Below are 21,313 nucleotides of genomic sequence, written 5' to 3'. Positions count from 1 at the left end.
TTCACTAATATATAAAAGGGTTTACAAAAAAATGTAAACCCTAATTATTTTTTATTTATCCCACCAAATACGTTGATTTTGATATGTTGGCAAATCCGCTTCCGCATTAGCCGCTTTTACTTGAGTTAGGTTATAATTAATTTCATAAGATGGAATTGCAAACCGTCTAGGCCATTCAATTTGCGACGGATAAGCAGTGGCAAATACATGGGACGGCCTTTTAAATCCTTTATAAATACCCGTTGATTCATTGTAATTCCCTGATGCATCCGTACAATAATTCATTCTTCTCAAGTCAGACCATTGCTCAGGGGAGTACGAAAGAGCGATATATTTTTGAATCATGATATGACTTAAAGTTAATTTTCCAGCTTCCTGCACTATGGAAGAACTTGCCATATATGCTGCTACATCAGAAGCCTTAACACCCATTATTTCCATATGCGCCTTGATACCGGCTTGATAAGCGGTTAGCGCAGCTCCCAATTCTCCTTTTTTAAAGCGAACTTCTGCTTCAATGAACTTCATTTCAGAATTAGTTAATAATAATCCTTTACCTCCTTTTTCAGTATACCAAGTTCCTGTTGAAAGTACTCGTCCATTTGCTGCAACCTCCTTACGCATTGAAATATAAACAGAATCTTTATTTGAAAATTTATTTGTCGCGCTGGCATAAACATAAGAAGCAGGGCCTGTTTTTGGCAAATCCGAAGTCATATCTACAAATAAGGTTTGACGATAACTGCCATCTGGATTCTGAGAACTTGGAACTAATAAGTTTAATCGCGGATCAATAACATTAGCATTACCAGAGGGGGCGCCATGATAATTATTGGTAATATAATTATAATATAATTGCGTAATACGGGCTGAAGTCCCAGTATTCCCCCACTGCAAAGAAGCTTTACTCTGATCACTTGTCGTAGCTGTCTCATCGATATATTGTATAATTGTACTCTCATCATTTAAAATTGGAGCTTTCGCCAAAGCGTCTAATACAGCTTGTGAGTTATATGTAGGTAATTTACTATAATGATTTAAAAATCTAGCTTTTAATCCATAAGCTAATTTCAACCAATTCTGTACGTTTCCCTTATTATAAATGTCTCCGGCAGATAATGGAGCTGCTCCAGAAGCTTGTTCTTTAGACAAATCTAAGATAGCCTCATCAATTAAAGCTAAAATTTTGGTGTACACATATTCTCCATCATCAAACTTAGGTGTGAGATTATTAACTTTATCAAACTCGTCATACGGCAACATTCCATATAAATCAGCCATATAACCAAAGCCCCAAGCTTTAATCAGTTTTGCTACTCCAATATAGTGGTAAGCTCCAACTTTAGTTGCACTCTCAATTAATGGATCAATATTTACCGCAGTATTCACATACCATGATTGCCAAGGCCAGCCTGTTGAAGAAGCTGTTGAATTCCACCTGGTTAAATTCCAGTTGTTGTTGTTAGCATTTACAACTGCCAATTGTTGACCTAAAAATGAAGTACGTGTACCTGCAGACTCATATCCATCGATAAACTGAGCCAACATTGATGGCAGTCGTTGTTGAGGTGTAGGTACTGTTGAATTCGCAGAATTAGGATTTTCATTGACATCTAACCATTTACTGCAAGAATTGAGTAGCAATAGTATAGAAGTTGTGGCTATATAAAATATTTTTTTCATTACGTTAGAATTTTAAATTAACACCAAATGTAAATCCAGCAGTTGCAGGAACGCCTGCATAATCAATACCTACCGAACCTGATCCGATAACACCCGCCCCCGCTGCACTTGTCTCCGGATCCATCCCTGAATAATTTGTAAGCAACCACAAGTTTGTTCCGGTTACATTAAAAGAAGCACCTTTGAAAACTTTGGATCTTTTTAAGATAGATGATGGTAAACTATAAGTCAATGAAACCGAGCGTAAACGCAACCAATTAACTTTTTCAACAAAAAAAGGAGTGTTATTTGCATAAATATCTCGATAATATTTTTCTGTAGCAATAACTTCACGCGTTACTGTCTCGTATTCTTTTGTAACTGGATTTAAAGATTTCCCTGTAAAGGTAAGTGTCTGGCCTCTATTTTCTGTTTCTTTACTAAGCCCATAAGTTGTCATCAGATATTCTGTCCCATTCAAGATATCTCCACCTTTACGAAAATCAAATAAGAATGAAAAATCCCAATTTTTATACGTGAAATTATTAGTTAATCCTCCAATAAAATCTGGTTCACGATTGCCAATTGGTGTAGTAGTCAATGTGGATGTCAAAGGATTTCCTGTTTCCCAATCTAATAAAAGATTTCCGTCTGCATCCTTCTGCCATGTTGATCCCGACAGGCCCATAAAATTCCCATTACCAAAAGAAGCAGCTTTACCGTTTCCCACCTGCACATCAGTAACATATAATATTGGGAGTGCCGCAGGAAGCGATTTAACAACACCTTTATTATGTGAAAAATTCAACATCATATCCCAAGTGAAATGATCTCGTTTTATTGGAGTTGCATTTAACGAAATCTCAAAACCTTTATTTTCAATTTCACCCGTATTTACATAACTTAAGATATAACCTGTAGCGTTTGAAACACGAGGTTGTAAGATTTGATCTTTCGAATTATTTTGATAGTATGTAAAATCTAGCCCCAATCTATTTTTTAGGAATTTCAATTCCGTACCAAATTCCATAGAGGTTGTTGTCTCAGGTTTTAATTGATCATTACCTCGTGTCCAGGCATTTCTATAACCTCCACCTATCGTTAATTCAGGACCAAACAAATAAGTATTGGTTTGATATGCCGGAGCATCTTTTCCCACTTGAGCATACGATGCTCGTAATTTTCCAAATGATAACATATCATTCTTTTCCATTAGCTCAGTGAAAATTAAACTTCCTGAAACAGATGGGTAGAAAAATGAACGGTTTTGGATTGGCAAAGTTGAAGACCAATCATTTCTTCCAGTAACACTAAAGAACGCCAAATTTTTATATCCCGCTCTAAATTCACCATAAACACCTAATAAGCGCTTATCCGTGATTACTTGATTTAAATATTTATCTCCATTTTCGGCATTATTGATACTTTGAAAATTTGGAATAGAAAAATTTTCTGCACGTAAAGAATTTGCCTGTATGTGAGTATCTTCAGCAGAAGTCCCTAATAACAAATTTAAATCCCAGTCTTCAGCAATTACTTTATGGAAATTTAACATGAAATTTGAATTCAAATAGGAGTATTGTCTTTTTCCTTCAGAAAGCATACCATTCTGCCAGGCCAATTTGACTGCAGATCCAGGAGAAATTAATGTACTAAAATCCGTAGTATAATTATCGATACCTAGACGATATGTAGCATCTAACCAACTCGTAATTTTAGCAGAGGCATAAGCAGTACCTAAAAAACGATCTGTTTTATCATTTTGTGGATTCTTATTAATCGTCCAATATGGATTATCCGCATTATCTAACAATGGAATATTTGGCAATAATAAATGCTGTGAACCATCAGGATTTATCCAATCTCGCATATTTGAATTTCTCGGCCAAGCAATTATAGATTCCATATAGCCCGAACCAGAACCACCCCATAAACCAGATCCAGTTAAAGTTTTACGAGTTGAGGAACGTGCAAAAGAAGCATTAGCACCAAAGGTAAAGATATCTGTTTTCTGCTCTGCATTAAATCGAAATGTAGTCCGGTCGAAATCTGTTGTTGGCACAACACCGCTCTGTTTAATATTTGAACCCGATAGATAGAAGTTCCCTTTTGCAGATCCGCCAGAAACATTAAATGAATTATCATATGTAGTTGCGGTTTGATAGAAATCTTCCATATTATTATAGATTTTCTCCCCATCTTTAAAAGCATCACCCCAGGATAAGCTAGTTTCAGGAATAAATAAACCATTGTAATATGATCCTTGTTTAAACTTATCCTGTTGCTTTGGCAGACGATTAACCCAATTAGTACCGATACGCGAATTAATACCAATAGAAGTTGCACCTTCTTTACCCTTCTTTGTGGTAATAACCACAGCCCCGGCCGCTGCCCTCAAACCATAAAGCGCAGCAGCAGCCGGGCCTTTTAATACTGAAATAGACTCAATATCTTCGGGATTAATATCTAATGCTCGATTACCATTTGTCGTTGAAATATTTGTATTTCCGTCAAATGCTGAATTATCACCTTGACCAGTCGAATTATCCATGGGCATACCATCAATAACAAACAAAGGTTGATTATCTCTTTCTAAAGATGTGCCACCACGAATAACAATAGATGCCGAACCTCCGGGGGAACCTCCAGAGTTGGTTACATTCACACCTGCAATCTTACCATTCAGAGAATTGATCACATTAGGATTTTTATTCTTCATCAGCTCGTCGGCCTTAATATCCTGAACAGCATAACCTAAAGCTTTTTTCTCCTTCTTTATCCCCATAGCAGTTACAACTACCTCGGTCAATGCTTCTTCACTGTTGGAAAGGGCAATATTGACGGTAGAGCTTGAGCCAACAGTCTGTTGCAATGGTTTGGAACCAATAGTGCTAAAAATAAGCACATCTCCAGGATCTGCTTTAATGGTAAAACTTCCATCTGGATTGGTCTGCGTACTTACTGCTTTGCCTTTGATGCTTACAGTCACATTCGACATTGATGTCCCATCAGATGCATTGGTCACTTTTCCCGAAATAGTTTTCGTTTGTGCCCACAAACTGGTAGATAACATCACTCCCGAACAGAATAAGAGTAATTTTTTATTCATGATAATAATTTAGTTAGTAGCAATTGTTTATATCGGATGTTTCGATCCCGACAGGTTTATACGAATTACTTTACAATAGTATAAAAAGGTTCTAAGCTTTGCAAGATTATGCGTAATTATTTTCAAAAAATGCCATAAAACACACTTGAAAATCATTAAGTTATCATACAATCGATTGATAAACCTTAAAAACAAAAAATACAATATGCAAAAGACCGCACCACTAAATTATTATCACCATCATCACAAATTTATTTTCACATCGTAATGTTGTCTGATATATTCCTGTTGTTCTTGAGAGTCAAATTCCAAATCGAGGGTAGCCCGCTCTCTCTCCTTCTCAATTTCGATTTTAATCACACTTTTATAAAACCGAAAGATCTCCTTTTCACTTTCCAATATAAGTCGCGGAACACGAACAGATTTGCCTTCAGCATTTTTCGCAATCATTGTAAAATATGATGAATTGCAGTGTTTTGTCTCACCAGATTGAATATTCATCGATTCAACACGAATTCCAACTTCCATCGAACTATTTCCTACATAATTGACCGAAGCGATAAGTGTTACCAACTCCCCTACTTCAATAGGCTTTAGAAAGTCCACTTTTCCAACGGACGCTGTCACACAATAATTTCCGGAAAACTTGGAGGCAACTGCAAAAGCAATTTGATCCATCAATGACAAAATATAGCCGCCATGAATCTTTCCGCCAAAGTTGGCGTTAGAGGGTAACATCAACTGAGATATCCGTATAACAGATTCACCAGCTTTTTTATAAGTATCTTCCATATCTAAATATACTTCAGATAAATACGAACTCCAAATCGCTTGTTATCAAGCAATGTAATTAAGACACCGAGACTATAATGTACGCTACCACATCAAAACACGAATTCGCAGAACAAAAAAAAGGGATACCTTTTTGGATATCCCTTTTAATAGATTTATTTTAAATTACTTAATCTTTTCCGCCATATATGGACTCTCATTACTCAGACGGTCCACTGCTTTTACTGCCACATACTGTAACTTTTTACCATTCTTACTTTTTGCAAGTTGCTTGGCAGTAACCGAAGGATCAAAAATCTCATATGACCACTCACCACCATAGTTGCAGTAAAGTATCCAGTGATAAACTTGATCTACTTGTTTATGTTGCCACTTTGCAAAAACAAAATCTTTTTCTGCTGTCAACAACAAAGTTGGCTTCAGCATCGGATTTGCATTCAACCAAGGCGTTCTAGGTATCAATACTTTATTTTGGTAAGGACCTTCAAAAATTGCTCTTGTCATCGTAGGGTTTTTAATTAAACCGGCTAAGCTCCAATGAACAATACCTTTGCTATCTGGCACGATATTACGCATCGCAGCAATTTGATTTACAATTTCAGTTGAATATTCTGCTGTACGTTTCCCGACAGTATTGATACCTGGCCAAAGATGTCTGTGCATTGTATTTTCACTCTCCCACCATTTCAATAAAGTTGTGAAACTTTGCTTAGCAGGCTGTATAGGCCAATACAATTGTGGCGTATAATAATCGACCCAGCCTTTATTAAGCCATAGCTTTGCATCTGCATACAATTGATCATATTGACTAGATCCTTGAATACCTGCCGGATAACCTGGTTTCCAGATCCCAAAAGGACTAATACCAAATTTCACAAAATTCTTTTCAGCTTTTATTTCTTTATAGATCCGTTCAATGAATGTGTTTACACTATTTCTACGCCAATCTGCACGAGCCAATGTACCACCATTCTTTTTGTAATCATTCCAACTGTCATTATCCGGAAAATCCTGCCCTCCATTATATTCCGCATAAGGATAAAAATAATCATCAAAATGTACCCCGTCAATGTTATAACGTTTTACAATATCCATTACTACACGGGCAGCATGGTCTTGAGTAGATTGTTTTGATGGATCAAACCAATACCATCCCTGCTTCAAACGGACAACGGAATTGGGCATCTTTTTAGCCATAGATGCCTCTGTCAACTTACCGCCAGAAGTATGGTGAGCACGATAAGGATTTAACCAAACATGTAATTCAATCCCCCGCTTATGTGCCTCTTCAACCCAAAATTCCAAAGGATCATAATATGGAAAAGGAGCTTTCCCTTGTTCTCCTGTTAAAAAATATGACCAAGGCTCGAGATCACTCTTATACATCGCATCCGACGAGGGGCGAACCTGAAAAATAGCTGCATTGAAATTATTTGCTTTCAAAAATTCTAAAATCTGGATCGCTTCCTGTTTTTGTTCATCCGTAGATAAAAAGTTTTTACTTGGCCAATTTATATTTGCGACAGATGCGATCCATGCAGCACGAAATTCACGTTGCACTTCAGGAAGCTCCACAGCGATTTCTTTTGGTGCTTCAATCTTTTTCTCTTGTATATTAATGTTAACCTTTTCACGTTGCGGTTTATCCTTTTTATCCGGATGCTGTACAATTACAGCAGGTGTGGCTTTTACCTCTTCTGTTTTTCTATTCTTTTTGGAAGAGCATGAAAATAAGAATAAAGCAACTGAAAGTATTAATAAGTGATGTTTCATTAAAAAATGTTAAGGAATTATTTCAAAATAAGTTACAAATGTACGGATTATGGATTTGTATCAAGAGCACTAGCGCGATATTAACTTTCCTTTAACCAGAACATCTTGAAGTTCAAAATTAGAAGTAAAAATGATCACATTAGCTATACTTCCTATATTCAGGTTTCCAATATCTGTACGCTTTAGCAGTCTTGCTGGATAAGTAGTTCCCATCCGTATCGCCTCGTCCAATGGAACACCAACCTGTTGCACTATATTTCTAACCGATTCAAATAAAGAAATGGCTCCTCCCGAAATCGTCCCGTCGGGCAGTGAATAATAACCGTCATTCAACACATGTTGATAGATTCCTTTTGCACAAGCAGCAACTGCATCTGATATCAAAAACAATCGTTCGCCCATTTGTTTTTTAGCCACTTTAACGGCCTCGAAACTGACGTGATGTCCATCTGTAATTATACTCGAACATGCTGTTGGATGATTGAAAATAGCTCCTACCATACCAACCTCCCGATGATGTAAAGAAGACATCGCATTAAATAGGTGGGTACTTGTGGGAATCCCCAAATCAAAACCTTTAGTGCCTTCCTTAAATGTTGCATCACTATGCCCTGCACTTAATAAAAGTTCATACGATTTTAGGTACTCAAGAACATCATCGTCCATACATTCCGGAGCAATGGTCATCATTTTCACAACAGTATTGTGCTCGCCAAGCAAATCCTTAATATTTTCTTTTGTTGCTTTTACAATGAGATCAGCCGGGTGAGCCCCTCTCTTCTTTGCATTCAAGAATGGCCCTTCAAGGTGCAAGCCCAATAATGCATCATGTTTAAAATTGTCAGCAACCTGAATCGCTTCTTGAAAAACTTTAAACGTATTTGTCGCTAAAGTCATCATATATGAAGTCGTTCCTTTTCGAACCAAACGATCAGAAATGCGCTGTAAAGATGCTGAAGTCAAATGCGCCGAAAATAAATCATCACCGTCGCCATATAACTGTAAATCAATGAGACCCGCACAAATATTAGCTCCATTAACAACAATCTGTTCAAAATCAGCTGGAACTTGATTAGGCTCTACTATTGCAGTAATCTTTCCATTTTCAATAAGCAATGTTTTATCTTCAATAAGATTATAATCTGAAAAAATTCTTCCACCAACTAAAGCGAGTTTATTCATTATCTTTTATTTTTGATTGTTTAAAGATAATCATTGCGATTATCAATTTACTAGCGTAACTTAGTTCCATGTACTTTTTTAGAAAAAAAGACCCCAATCGCCCAACGAACGGCAATCTAAAAGCTATGCATATTATTAATGCTATAGCCATCATCGTTTTCATTCTGGCGCTGATTTACAAGTTTTTCTTTGCACCCTAAATACCAGCATATGTCTCAAAAAATTATTTTAAATACCGAAAAAGCACCAGCCGCAATTGGTCCTTACAACCAAGCTATAAAAGCTGACAAAACATTATACGTTTCCGGACAAATTCCTTTAATTCCTGAAACTATGGAATTAATCACAACAGGAGCTGCAGATGAAGCACATCAAGTGTTAAAGAATGTTGATGCCATCTTAAAAAACGCAGGCTATGGATTTGAAGATGTTGTTAAAGCATCTATTTTCTTAAGTAGTATGGATGACTTTGCTACAGTAAATGAAGTCTACGCACAATACTTCACTACAGCACAGCCTGCACGTGAATGTGTTGCTGTAAAGACTCTTCCAAAAAATGTAAATGTAGAAATCTCCGTGATTGCTTGGAAAGATTAATGGCAAACATAGAACAAGATACTGAAGGCCGCGGAAAGTATTTCTTAGCGGCTTTTTTAGGTCCTTTAATCTGGGGGTTTATGGCTGTCCCTATACGCTTATTAAAAAATTGGTCAGCAGAAGATATCCTCCATTACCGCATCATATTAGCCGTTTCACTTCTTTGGCTCTTCAATATCGTTTTCAGAAAGGCCGACATTAGAGCTGATTATAATTATTTTAGGCAACTGCCCAAGAATAACAGAACTAAGATTACCTATCTTACCCTTATTTCGGCTATACTTTTATTTGCAAACTGGTATACGTATATCTACTGCATTAATAGCATCAGTGTACAGGCCGGTGCCTTTGCTTACATCTTATGTCCATTAATCACGACTGCAGCAGGCTATTTAATTTTAAAAGAAAACTTAAATATAGCCCAAAAGGTATCTTTACTTATTGCTATTACTGGTGTATGCATGTTGGCAACCGGATCACTTACAGAAGTATTATGGTCTTTAACCATTGGCTCACTATATGCCTTTTATTTGGTATTACAGCGTATTATACAAGGGTTTGACAAGCTCAATATGCTGGCAATCCAACTTGCCATCTGTACATTATTCATTATACCTCAAATGCTCGTTGATCAAAGTCCAATACCTCAAGACAGCACATTTTGGACTGTTACTTTAACCATAGCACTATTGTTCACAATCATACCGCTCTTCTCGAGCATGTATGCTTTAAAGAGAATATCTTCTTCGACACTGGGGATCATGTTATATATTAATCCCATCATTGCATTCGCACTCGCTGTTACATACTTTCGGGAACAGGTAGATCCTTATAAGTTCTGGGCATATGGCCTTATTTTCATTGCCATTATTATCTTCAATTCTGATAAAATAAAATTTCTCTTTAAAAGGAAAAAACACATGTAGCACAACCTGTTTTAGTTACGTTTACATGGTTAATAAACTAATATTAACCATGTAACCTTAATGCAATGAAAATCTATCGATTTTTTACACTTTCTTTTTTAGTGCTCACGATACTATCGTGTAAAAAAGATCACCTTTCTTATGATGAGCTTTATAAAAAAGCATCAGAGAAATATCAAGAAATGCAATTGTTGACACAAAGTATTTCATGCGGAGACATCAGCAAGTGGTACGTCGATACCTTATTGTTAGATCCAAATACTCGAGGTTACTTACCCGTTTCTCCCACAATAAAAAACAAATATGATCTTCTAAAAAAAGAACATACTAATTTATTAACAAAAGCCATGGACGCTGATGATCGGCCATATCCAAACTTTGTATCTCTACATATGCCTGTACATTTCGGAATCATATGCCAGAATGGATTTGCAAAGGTAAAAACTGTCGAAGATTTCAATACCGAACAGACACGAAAGGCTCTAAACGAAAGAAGTGAAACACTGCAGCATTACTTTAAAGATAAACCATGTACCGCGGCGAATGATTGGATAGTTACTGGCATAAAAAAAGATTGTTCCCAAATATGGATTCCAACCATTGCTAATCAAACATATCGTAATGGATTTTATACAATTCTTACAGAATATAATACCTTATATTTCCATCTAACACAATTAGATAAAGAACTACAAAATTGTACTCCGAATAGTGGCCCCGCCCCCAAATCCGTACGATGTGAAAATAATAAACCGATTTTAGTCTTTTAGACTTTATACTTACTCGATATGAAATTTATAAAACTAGTCAGCTATTTGTTTCTATTTATGTTACTTTTTAGTGCTTGCAAAAAAGACGATTTTACTTCTGAACAATGGTCTGCTAAAGCTGAAGAAAAGAAAGCCGAAATTGATAAACTCATTGCTTCAGAAAAATGTGAAAATTTGAACGACTGGAACATTGAAAAAGTCAGCAACTTTTGGTGTGGGCATGTTTATTTCCCTGTGCATAAACGTTTCAAATCACAATTCAACAAACTATGGGAGGAATATCTAGCACTTAGATCCAACGAAGTCAATGCCGGTATCAAAGAAGGAATTATTTACGAACCCTGTGAGGAGTATATTTTGTTTAATAGTGAACCCACTCAACTTTCCTGCGTAAATGGAAAAGCCAAATTGCTGTACATAAAAGATTTAAGCTTATCAGAAAGTAAAATACGTATTGCCCCTTTAAAAATAAAGATCGACAAATACCTGAATAATCTTACTTGTAGCGGAACCGAAACTGGGGTACGACAATACTCTTAAAAAACTGTGGAGTTGAACATATAGCTTATATTAGAACAGCAGAACGTCCGGAAATCATGAAAGATATTGCACTTTACAATTCCTTAAAAAAGAATATCATAGAACGTGAAAAGCCGAATTGTTCGACAGGAAAATATACATATCCCAAAGGAGTAAAATGCGTCAATAACAAACCCGTTGTTGAGCTCTCAGAATAATAAAACAAACAGCAGTATTTTTAAAATCGGCTAAGCTCTTAAAGTATTGGCCGATTTTTTTTGATCTCCCCCTGTACGTCTGAACATATATTTTATGAGATTAAAACAAATTATGATACAAAACATAATTTCCCTGTAAAAAACATTGAAATAAAACAACCTGATAAATAGCTATTTACAGGAAAAAAATGTTAAAATGTATCACATATGTTATAAAACTCTTTTAAATTTTATAGAACAGTAGTACATTAGATTCCTAGAATAAGAATCCTTCTTATTTTTACCTTGTATTGATATTTATTCACATTTGCGAAATTACGTATCCTACCTATCTTCAATATGAGACATCTACTGACCAATGTGCTAAATTGAATTAGCCATTTACAATAAATCTATTCTTATGAAATGTGTAAAGACATAATTAGATCATAACACATATTACTGAATGAATAGTAAATTACAAACTACATTAAAGATACTGGGTATTGTTCCGACAATGCTTTTTTCAGCATCTTTACTCCATGCCCAAAATAATCAAGTAAAGGGTACTATTGTGGACAGCCAATCTAAAGCCGCAATAGCTGGAGCAACCATTAAAGTTCTAGGTACTTCTAAAGCTAGTTCTACGGATGCTAATGGTGTTTTTCAAATTAACGTTGACGATAAGAATCGTATTTTGAGCATTAGTGTGATTGGTTACGAAACCAAAACTGTTACATTAGGGCCAAATGAGACTACTATCAACGTGAGTCTTGTACCGCAGACACAACAATTAGAAAGTGTAGTCGTTACAGCACTAGGAATTAGCCGTTCTCAAAAATCCTTAACTTATTCGACCCAACAACTCAAAGGTGATGAACTGAATCGCGTAAAAAGCACCAACTTAGCCAATAATCTAAATGGTAAAGTTGCAGGTGTCAATATTGCTTCCAGTTCATCGGGCCCCGGCGGTTCTGCTAAAGTTGTGCTTAGAGGTAATAAATCTGCATCAGGCAACAATCAGGTATTATATGTTGTTGATGGTGTACCTATCAATAATCAGACATTAGGAACACAACCTGATAACGTATTTGGTGGCCAACGCGATCCCGGAGATCCAATTGCTATGATCAATCCAGAAGATGTTGAAAATATCTCTGTACTAAAAGGAGCATCTGCTGCGGCTTTATATGGTAGCCAAGCGGCAAACGGTGTTATTCTGATTACAACAAAGTCTGGAAAAGGAGGACGTACAACCGTCAATTTCTCTTCCAGTGCACAAATCGAACAAGCAACATCTTTACCCGAATTTCAAAATCAATATGGACAAGGATCGGGTGGAAAATCTAGTGCGACAAGTGTATCCAGTTGGGGAGAGAAAAGCGATCAAGCTAATTTTAATAATGTTGACAAGTTCTTAAGAACAGGGAGTAATTTTACAAATTCATTGACATTATCAGGCGGAAACGAGAAAAATCAAACTTATTTTTCTTACGCGAACACCTTAGCAAAAGGAATCACGCCAAATAATGACATGACCCGTCACAATTTCAATCTGAAAGAAAGTGCTAAATTCTTTGATGACAAATTAACGGTTGAAGGAAGTGCCAATTATATTACCCAAAAATTGGATAATGCACCAACATCTGGTTTTTATTATAATCCTCTAGTAGGACTTTATTTATTGCCTCGTAGTATTGATATTTCACCTTACAAAGATTTTGAGAAATTTAATCCAAGCCGTAATCTTTATGATCAGAACTGGTTTACTTTATCCGATGATCCTACAACCCAACAAAACCCATGGTGGATCGTAAACAGAAACCAGAACAGTTCTAAAAGAAACCGTTTATTATTAAATGGAAGTGCCAAATATCAAATTGCACCATGGATTAATGTTCAAGCACGTGGAAGTGTAGATCGTACAAGTGAAGTTTGGGATCGAAAAATATATGCAGGTACTCAAAATATTTTAGCTAGACCAAATGGCGGCTATAATTACACGAATACAACCATCACACAACAATATGGTGATCTAATCGCCAATATGAACTTCAATGTGAACGATAAGCTTCAGATTACCGGTGTCGTGGGAACAAGTATTACAGACTGGAAGACTGAAGGAGTAGATTACACCAGTGGAACAGCAGGTCTGCAATATCCAAATCAGTTTATCATTCAGAATTCGACTACACCTACTCCGACAGGTTTATCAAATAACAGAAGACAACTGCAATCTGTTTTTGCCAGTGCTAATCTATCATACGATCAATGGTTATATCTTGATTTAACTGCTCGTAATGATTGGTCAAGTACACTTGCTTTCACAGAATCAAATTCATTCTTTTATCCATCAGTAGGTTTAGGTGTTGTCTTAAACGACAAATTGAATATGCCTGATTTTGTCAACATGGCCAAAATTAGGGGTTCATATGCTATCGTTGGTAATGATTTACCTCCTTACACCACCTTATTAACCAATAATCTGAATGCTTATGGTGTTATCAACCTCAATGATATTGCTTTTCTTAAGGGTCTTAAACCAGAGAAAACACATTCATTAGAGATTGGTACTGAATGGCGTATGTGGAACAACCGTTTAAACGTAGATGTAACCTACTATAAGACAAATACGAAGAATCAGTTCTTCAAAATTGCTGCCAGTCAAGCATCATTGTATGATCAATATGCCATCAATGCTGGAGATATCCAAAATCAAGGGGTTGAAGCATTAGTGTCATTAGATGCCATTAAGAATGACAATTTTACCTGGACAACAAGTTTAAACTTCACTTATAACAAAAATAAGATTATCAAATTAGATGATCGCATTAAAGAATTTGCATTAACCGGAGATGGACGTAACAATTACGCTTCCAAATTTGAAGTAGGCGGTTCTTTTGGTGACATTTATGGTCAAGATTTTGCTCGTGATGATCAAGGCCGTATTCTAGTCTCGGCAGACGGTACTCCCCAAAAGAATTCCAATTATACCAAATTAGGAAATTCAAATCCTATTTGGCAAATGGGATTGAACAATAGCTTTAGTTACAAAAACTTCAACTTAAGTTTCTTGATCGACGGTAAGTTTGATTACGAAGTGATGTCCATAACACAAGCGCTTCTTGACGGTTATGGTGTTTCAAAAGCAAGTGGAGATGCCCGCGCTAATGGAGGTGTAACAATCAATGGCATTACAGCTGCTGGTGCTGAAGTAACAAATGTTGCAGCAGAGAAATGGTATACAACCGTTGGTGGTATGGGACCTGTAAGCAGTCAATATATTTATGACGGAACAGTTGTTCGACTACGTGAATTAGTGCTAGGCTATGACTTTAATCTTAATGATAGTTTCTTTAAAAAGCTCCGCGTTTCGGCAGTCGGCAGAAATCTATTCTACTTTACTAAGAAAGCACCTTTTGACCCGGAAGTGACCATGTCTACCGGCAATACATTAAGTGGAGTCGATATCTTCATGATGCCTCCAACTCGTAATTATGGTCTTACTTTGAATGCAACTTTTTAATAAAACAACGATGAAATACAATTTCAAAAATATAAGTAAGTTGATGTTAGCTTTTGTGGTACTTGGAAGTGCCATGAGCAGCTGTACAAAAAACTTCGAAGAATATAACAAAAACAACAACGGCCTGACAGATGAAGACCTGGCTGCCGATGGAAAAGATTTAGTACTATTCTTCAAAACAGCACAGATGGCCATCTACAATTTTTCTGGAGGTGGTGATCCAAATTCATATCAACTTCAACAAAATTTGAATGCCGACGTATTCTCTGGTTATTTCATGTCCCCTACACCTTTCAATAGCGGTCAAAATAACCTGAATTACGCTATGGTAAATGGCTGGAATGGTGAACCCTTTAAAGTGCTTTACCTTGATGTGATCAAATCTATTGATAAACTACAAAAAAATGGATTGGATAAAAACTATCCAGCACTTGGCGGAGCCGCAAAAGTAATTAAGGTAGCTGCTGCTAATCGTGTAACTGATATTTACGGACCTATTCCATATAGCAAAGTAGGCACATCTGGAGATATTCCTTATGATAAGCAAGCTGATCTTTACACTGCTTTTTTCAAAGAATTAGATGAAGCGACGGAGGCTTTAAAGTCATTTAATGCCCAAAGTCCAATGACCGACAAAATTGAAGAGATCGATTTAGTATATCCGAATTTGGATAACCAAACACGTTTTAAGAACTGGTTAAAATTAGCTAACTCACTTCGCTTGCGTTTTGCTGTGCGTATTGTAAAAGTTGAACCTCAACTAGCAAAAGCACAAGCAGAGAAAGCGTTAGATCCAGCAAATGGTGGCGTTATTGAAGCGAATAGTGAAAACTTCAAAGTAAAAGTTCCTACAGACGGTACATTCAGCAATCCCCTTTGGTTTATTTCAAAGAATTGGGCAGATACCCGTATGAATGCTTCTTTACAGTCATACATGACAGGTTACGGCGATCCACGTATTTCCAAATATATGGAGCCAGTACCAGTTGACAAACAGACAACCGGCTTCGCGGGCAAATACATTGGTATCCGTACAGGTGCAGCAGGTATTGAAAAAGACAAATACCAGATGTTATCAGCGCTTAATACGGGAGGAAGTACGCCGTCATTCACAGCAACCACTGCCCCAATTTTAATGACTGCTGCTGAAGTCTATTTTTTACGTGCTGAAGGCGCATTGAGAGGTTGGGCAAATGTTGGTGGAACAGCAAAATCACTTTACGAAAAAGGTGTTGAAACCTCTTTTGCACAATGGGGCGTAAGCGGTTTATCGGCCTATTTACAAGACAATACGAGTAAAGCTGCTGCTTACGTTGATCCATTCAATGCAAGCAATAATGCAGCTGCACCAACTAACTTAACTATTCAATGGAATGATGCAGCCTCTAATGAAGAAAAGTTGGAACGTATTATTACACAAAAATGGTTAGCGATCTTCCCAGAAGGACAAGAAGCCTGGAGTGAGTTCCGTAGAACCGGATATCCAAAATTATTCCCTGTTGCGGTGAATAATAGCGCTGGTCTTATTGACACTAAGATTCAGATCCGTCGTTTACCATTTCCACAAAATGAGTACAACACGAATGCAGCTGAGGTACAGAATGCCATTTCATTACTTGGCGGTGCTGATAACGGCGGTACACGTCTATGGTGGGATGTGAATAAAGGAAATTTTTAATCAACATCTTATCCTATTTAAAGGCTGCCTCTTCAATAAAGGGGCAGCCTTTTTTATTAATATGCGAAAAAAATATCTGATACCACATCACCGGACTAAATACTCCTTTTTAATTAACATATACAACAACTTTAGCAATCATCTATACTATTTTGCTAAATTTTTAAGTAAAATCCTTAAATTAGCAAAGTAGAAGAATGGCTGATTTATCTTTAATAACCCCAATAGAATATCTGAAAGGCGTAGGCCCTCAGAAAGCTGATGTAATTAAAAAAGAATTGCAAATTTTCACCATTGGTGATCTGCTTAGTTATTACCCTTTTCGCTATATTGACCGTACCGTATTTCATAAAATAAGACAACTGGATGCCGATATGTATTCGGCCCAAGTATTAGGGAGACTTATTGGGCTTAAAGAAGTTGGTGAAAAAAGAGCAAAACGTTTGGTTGGACAATTCAAAGATGAAACAGGGAGCATCGAACTGGTGTGGTTCCAATCGATCACCTGGTTACAGAAATCATTAAAAGTAGGTTCGGCCTATGTGCTCTATGGCAAACCATCTGTATTTAACGGACAGATATCGATCACACATCCCGAAATGGAACCTTATCAAGCTCAAGTAAAAAACCTGGGTAATATGACTTTGCAACCTGTCTACTCCTCCACTGAGAAACTGAAGAAGTTCAACTTGGACAGTAAAGGGATTCAAAAATTACAGCAGACTGCTTTAGAAACCGTATTTCGTCAACTCACTGAACAGCTACCAGCTTATTTATTGGCCAAGCATCAATTGATGGACCAAGTCAGAGCCACTGTTGCGATTCATTTTCCACAGAGTCAAGAGGAACTGACGCAGGCCATAAAACGTATCAAATTTGAAGAATTATTCTATATTCAGCTCAAATTACTAAAAAATAAACAGCTCAATACTAAAAAATTCAGGGGACAGATTTTCTCTAAAGTCGGCGACAAATTCAATACCTTTTTCAAAGAACGGATTCCTTTTCCGTTGACCAACGCACAGAAACGTGTCGTCAAAGAGATCAGACAGGATACTGTTACCGGCGCACAAATGAATCGTTTGGTGCAGGGCGATGTGGGATCTGGGAAAACAGTGGTTGCACTTTTAACTATGCTTTTGGCCATAGACAACGGTTTTCAAGCTTGCATGATGGCACCAACAGAAATATTAGCAACCCAACATTATACGGGGCTAAAAGAGTTACTGGGAGAGGATATCTGCAATATTAAATTGTTAACAGGCTCTACGAGTACTAAGCAACGCCGTATCATACATGAAGAATTGGAAAATGGTTCGTTGGATATCCTGATAGGAACCCATGCCTTAATTGAAGACAAAGTCAAATTTAAGAATTTAGGTTTTGTTGTTATTGACGAACAACACCGGTTTGGAGTTGAACAGCGCGCTAAACTTTGGCGTAAAAATAGCATTCCACCACATATGCTCGTGATGACCGCTACCCCTATTCCGCGTACTTTGGCAATGACTATGTATGGCGATTTGGACATTTCGGTTATCGACGAACTCCCTGCGGGAAGAAAACCGATTAAGACAGTTCATTTTTTCGAGAGCTCCAGATTGCGCATGTTTGGTCTTATCCGTGAAGAAATAGCAAAGGGGAGACAGGTGTATGTTGTATTTCCACTGATCAAGGAAAGTGAGAAACTAGACTTATTATACTTAGAAGCAGGTCTGGAAAATATCCAACGTGAATTTCCGCTTCCTGAATTTAAGATCAGTATTGTCCATGGCAAGATGCCTGTCAAAGATAAGGATTTTGAGATGCAACGTTTTGTGAAACATGAAACCCAGATTATGGTTGCAACAACCGTAATTGAAGTCGGTGTTAATGTTCCCAATGCTTCTGTCATGATTATTGAAAACTCGGAACGATTTGGTTTATCTCAGCTCCATCAGTTGAGAGGACGGGTTGGCCGTGGTGCAGAGCAATCGTTCTGTATCTTAATGTCAAGTAATAAGTTGAGCAAGGAAGGGAAGTTGCGATTGAATACAATGGTACGAACAAATGATGGATTCGAAATCGCAGAAGTTGATTTAGAACTTCGTGGTCCGGGCGATATTTCAGGTACGCAACAATCTGGTGTACTGGAATTAAAATTGGCCAACCTTGCAACAGACCAACAGCTTCTGTCAGAAGCCCGAAATTCTGTTATTGATATCTTCAAGGAAGATCCAGAAATGACAGAAGAACGTCATGCATCACTCAGACAATACCTCGCTAGAAAAACGGACGGTATTGCATGGGATAAGATCTCATAAAGTACTTATCTCCCTCCTATTCCATTATGCATTAGTCTATAAGCTTCTTTAATAAAATTATAGGATCCGCTTTTGGCATAAAACAATTAAACTAAAAACGATTATCTTTGTATTATTATTGAGTCATCGTGCTATGACGTCACATCATTTTCACGTCTTTTTGCAGTGCCCCTGGGCCTACTCATGCAAAATCTTAATAAGCAATACAAAATTAGAATAGAAAACAATGGCAAAAATCAAAATATACGACACCGCAGTAAGACCCGAAACAGCTTTACTCGTGAGTGTAATTCCTCAGGGATTAAGCGAGGAAAAAGCACACGAGTATCTTGAAGAATTAGAATTTTTAGTTCAAACTGCAGGCGGGATAACAAAAGGTATTATCACGCAAAAATTAACTTATCCAGATCGCTCTACCTATGTAGGGGCAGGAAAATTGGAAGATATTAAAGCTTTTGTTATCGCAGAAGAAATTGATATGGTCGTTTTTGATGATGAATTATCTCCTTCTCAATTACGTAATATCGAACGTGAGCTTCAAGTTAAAATATTAGACAGATCAAATTTAATTTTAGATATTTTTGCAAGCCACGCTAAAAGTGCGCAAGCAAAAACACAAGTTGAATTAGCACAATTACAGTATTTATTACCCAGGTTGACAAGATTATGGACCCACTTGGAACGCCAACGTGGTGGTATTGGTATGCGTGGTCCTGGTGAAAGTCAGATTGAAACTGATAGACGTATTATTTTAAATAAAATAACTGTTTTAAAAGAACGTCTTGATCTGATTGACAAACAGAATGAAACACAACGTAAAAATCGGGGTGAAATGATACGTGTTGCTTTAGTCGGCTATACCAATGTCGGGAAATCAACCATCATGAACATGATTTCAAAATCGGATGTTTTGATTGAAAACAAATTATTTGCAACATTAGATACAACCGTTCGTAAAGTAGTGATTGATAATTTACCATTCTTATTATCCGATACTGTAGGTTTTATCCGTAAACTTCCCCATCATTTAGTTGAATGTTTTAAATCAACATTAGACGAAGTTCGCGAAGCGGATGTATTGATTCATGCGGTTGATATTTCACACCCAAATTTTGAAGATCATATTATCGCTGTTAATGAGACATTGAAAGATATTGGAGCTTTAGATAAACCAATCATTACGGTATTCAATAAAATTGATGCTTATGTACCGACAGTTGAAGAGGGTGAAGAAGGTGAAAAAACAGTAACATTGGAAGATTTTGAAAACAGCTGGATGGCCAAGAATGCTGATCCAGCAATCTTCATTTCAGCTACAAATAAAACAAACTTAGAGGAATTTAAACAAAAATTATACGATATCATTGTGGAAATTCACCGTGAAAGATATCCTTATAATAATTTGCTTTACTAATCCGAATTTATAAGTACTTAAAGTACGCTTGAAAAACAGGTTATATCCAATGTAAAATCAAGCGTGCTTTAATCATTTCAAACTGGGCTAAAACGCATATAGCCACATCACTATGCAAAATAAAAAAGTAACCTTTATCGATTGGGGCTTGGTTGACTATCAAGAAGCCTGGGATAGACAAGAAGAGATTTTTAATAAAACCTTAGCTGTAAAACATGAAAACCGGGTTAACAGCACAGAACTTCCAACGGAAAACTTTTTAATTTTCAACGAGCACCCTCATGTATATACCTTAGGGAAATCTGGGAAACCTGAACATCTTTTATTGGATGAAAAAGCGCTCGAAGAGAAAGAAGCAACCTACTATAAGATCAACCGTGGCGGTGATATTACCTATCATGGTCCTGGTCAGATTGTTGGATACCCAATTCTGGATTTAGATAATTTCTTTACCGATATTCATCTTTATCTACGCACGTTAGAAGAGGCGATCATCCTAACCCTAAATGATTATGGAATTCAGGCAGGAAGATACCCCAGTTTTACAGGTGTATGGATCGATGGGGACAACGAAAAGGCACGGAAAATCTGCGCGATGGGTGTCCGCGCAAGCCGATGGGTAACCATGCATGGATTTGCATTCAATGTAAATGCCGATCTAAGCTATTTTGGAAATATTGTACCCTGTGGTATAGACGACAAAGACGTTACCTCTATGGAGCGAGAACTGGGCTATAAACCCAATATTAACGAGGTAAAAGATAAGCTAAAAGGGCATATCGCCAATCTCTTCGCTATGGAATTGGTTTAAAATAAAAAAGGACTTACAAAAGCTTCAGGTCCTTTTTTATTTTATCTTTAATTG

General features: G+C 36.9%; 15 protein-coding genes. 10 read left to right on the top strand and 5 right to left on the bottom strand.

The window, feature by feature from the left end; all coding sequences use genetic code 11:
* Positions 1-51 precede the first annotated feature (51 nt).
* From M2265_RS18540 to nagA, 5 genes are all read right to left on the bottom strand, one after another.
* Positions 52-1,683, bottom strand: a complete 1,632-nt coding sequence (locus M2265_RS18540; RefSeq protein ID WP_021191952.1) for a SusD/RagB family nutrient-binding outer membrane lipoprotein — start codon at positions 1,681-1,683, stop codon at positions 52-54.
* A gap of 4 nt (positions 1,684-1,687) precedes the next feature.
* Positions 1,688-4,771, bottom strand: coding sequence for a SusC/RagA family TonB-linked outer membrane protein (locus M2265_RS18535; RefSeq protein ID WP_132769390.1), 3,084 nt, complete (start codon positions 4,769-4,771; stop codon positions 1,688-1,690).
* Positions 4,772-5,014: 243 nt separating this feature from the next.
* Positions 5,015-5,563 carry an acyl-CoA thioesterase gene (locus M2265_RS18530; RefSeq protein ID WP_132769392.1) on the bottom strand — a complete coding sequence of 183 codons (549 nt, stop codon included), beginning with the start codon at positions 5,561-5,563 and terminating at the stop codon, positions 5,015-5,017.
* Between the two features lie 165 nt (positions 5,564-5,728).
* Positions 5,729-7,336, bottom strand: coding sequence for a glycoside hydrolase family 10 protein (locus tag M2265_RS18525; RefSeq protein ID WP_132769394.1), 1,608 nt, complete (start codon positions 7,334-7,336; stop codon positions 5,729-5,731).
* Between the two features lie 69 nt (positions 7,337-7,405).
* On the bottom strand, positions 7,406-8,518 hold the full coding sequence (nagA, locus tag M2265_RS18520; RefSeq protein WP_132769395.1) for an N-acetylglucosamine-6-phosphate deacetylase: 1,113 nt from the start codon (positions 8,516-8,518) through the stop codon (positions 7,406-7,408).
* Between the two features lie 68 nt (positions 8,519-8,586).
* Between nagA and M2265_RS26895 the strand changes: the two genes are divergently transcribed.
* The 10 genes from M2265_RS26895 (at position 8,587) to lipB (ending at position 21,259) form a co-directional block, all read left to right on the top strand.
* Positions 8,587-8,718 (top strand): DUF6728 family protein, encoded by a 132-nt coding sequence (locus M2265_RS26895; protein WP_317126530.1) that lies wholly within the window; start codon positions 8,587-8,589, stop codon positions 8,716-8,718.
* A gap of 10 nt (positions 8,719-8,728) precedes the next feature.
* Positions 8,729-9,115 carry a RidA family protein gene (locus tag M2265_RS18515; protein WP_021191956.1) on the top strand — a complete coding sequence of 129 codons (387 nt, stop codon included), beginning with the start codon at positions 8,729-8,731 and terminating at the stop codon, positions 9,113-9,115.
* Positions 9,115-10,041, top strand: coding sequence for an EamA family transporter (locus tag M2265_RS18510; protein ID WP_021191957.1), 927 nt, complete (start codon positions 9,115-9,117; stop codon positions 10,039-10,041). The genes M2265_RS18515 and M2265_RS18510 overlap by 1 nt, the downstream gene beginning before the upstream one ends.
* 65 nt (positions 10,042-10,106) lie before the next feature.
* Positions 10,107-10,811: a hypothetical protein gene (locus tag M2265_RS18505; RefSeq protein ID WP_132769397.1), complete on the top strand. Its 705-nt coding sequence runs from the start codon at positions 10,107-10,109 to the stop codon at positions 10,809-10,811.
* An 18-nt stretch (positions 10,812-10,829) separates the two neighbouring features.
* Complete coding sequence (locus M2265_RS18500) at positions 10,830-11,351, top strand: hypothetical protein (protein WP_132769398.1); 522 nt, start codon at positions 10,830-10,832, stop codon at positions 11,349-11,351.
* Between the two features lie 642 nt (positions 11,352-11,993).
* Positions 11,994-15,053 carry a SusC/RagA family TonB-linked outer membrane protein gene (locus tag M2265_RS18495; RefSeq protein ID WP_021191960.1) on the top strand — a complete coding sequence of 1,020 codons (3,060 nt, stop codon included), beginning with the start codon at positions 11,994-11,996 and terminating at the stop codon, positions 15,051-15,053.
* A gap of 10 nt (positions 15,054-15,063) precedes the next feature.
* Complete coding sequence (locus M2265_RS18490; protein WP_132769400.1) at positions 15,064-16,731, top strand: RagB/SusD family nutrient uptake outer membrane protein; 1,668 nt, start codon at positions 15,064-15,066, stop codon at positions 16,729-16,731.
* Between the two features lie 197 nt (positions 16,732-16,928).
* A complete protein-coding gene (gene recG / locus M2265_RS18485) occupies positions 16,929-19,034 on the top strand; it encodes an ATP-dependent DNA helicase RecG (protein ID WP_132769402.1) in 2,106 nt (701 codons plus the stop codon).
* A 226-nt stretch (positions 19,035-19,260) separates the two neighbouring features.
* Complete coding sequence (gene hflX / locus M2265_RS18480) at positions 19,261-20,448, top strand: GTPase HflX (RefSeq protein WP_021191965.1); 1,188 nt, start codon at positions 19,261-19,263, stop codon at positions 20,446-20,448.
* A gap of 112 nt (positions 20,449-20,560) precedes the next feature.
* On the top strand, positions 20,561-21,259 hold the full coding sequence (gene lipB, locus M2265_RS18475) for a lipoyl(octanoyl) transferase LipB (RefSeq protein WP_021191966.1): 699 nt from the start codon (positions 20,561-20,563) through the stop codon (positions 21,257-21,259).
* Positions 21,260-21,313 lie beyond the last annotated feature (54 nt).

It is taken from the genome of Sphingobacterium kitahiroshimense, from assembly GCF_025961315.1.
GTDB lineage: Bacteria > Bacteroidota > Bacteroidia > Sphingobacteriales > Sphingobacteriaceae > Sphingobacterium > Sphingobacterium anhuiense.
Note: the sequence above shows the minus strand (reverse complement) of the source record. Positions and strands in the feature narration are given on the sequence as shown.